This window comes from Janthinobacterium sp. GW822-FHT07A03 (assembly GCF_058798815.1).
The window spans coordinates 1-946 of sequence record NZ_JBXAKW010000040.1; the positions used below are offsets into that span (position 1 = coordinate 1).

Annotated in this window: 1 protein-coding gene; it reads left to right on the forward strand. The window is 62.7% G+C overall.

Annotated elements, in window-relative coordinates:
• Positions 1-946 (forward strand): beta-ketoacyl synthase N-terminal-like domain-containing protein (locus tag AC1RJW_RS29680; protein ID WP_493048109.1); only part of this gene is annotated, 946 nt, incomplete at both ends.

The following is a 946-nucleotide window of genomic DNA, read 5'->3' on the forward strand; positions in this document are numbered from 1 at the left end:
CCGAGACGCTGAAGATGGATGCGGCGCTCATCGATGCGGACAACACCTTCCTCGAGTACGGCGCCGATTCGGTACTGCTGCTGCAACTGGTGCGGCAGGTGGCGCAGCGCGCCGGCAGCGAACTCGATCCTTCCATCCTATTTGAATACCCGACCATCGCCAGTTTTGCCAAGTGGCTGTGCAGCCGCCACGGCGACGAGCTGGCGGGCGCCTTGCTTGCCGCCGCTCCAGCCTCACCCACGGCCGAGCCCCCGATGGCCGCGCCAGTGTCGCAAGCGTTGTCGCCGGCTGTCTCTTCACCCATGCCAGCGGCGCGGCAGACTGGGACGGCATCGACCGATATTGCCGTGATCGGACTGTCCTGCCGTTTTCCTGGCGCGGACAATCTGGAGCAGTACTGGCGCCTGCTGGTAGAAGGACGGTCGGCGATTGCCCCCGTGCCGAAAGAACGCTGGGGCTACGAGAGCGCGTATTACGCTGGCCTGCTGGCCCGCGTAAGCCATTTCGATCCGGCATTCTTCCTGATGTCAGAAGCCGATGTCAGGGCGATGGATCAGCAGGCGCTACTGGTGTTGGAAGAGACCTTGAATCTGTGGTGCCATGCTGGCTACAGCCTGCAGGAAATCAAAGGCCAGCCGATTGGCGTCTATCTTGGCGGACGTAGCCAGCATAGGCCGGATGACCAGGCGTTCAGCAAGGCGACGAATCCCGTGATGGCGGTGGGCCAGAACTACCTAGCAGCGAACGTCTCGCAGTTCTTTGACCTGCAAGGTCCCAGCCTGGTGCTCGACAGTGCTTGCTCATCGGCCCTGGTGGGCATGAACATGGCCATCCAGGCACTGCGCGCGGGCGATATCACCTCCGCAGTAGTGGGCGGCGTCAGCCTGCTCAATACGGATGGTCCGCTGCAGGTATTCGAGCAGCGCGACATCCTGAGCCGCGAATT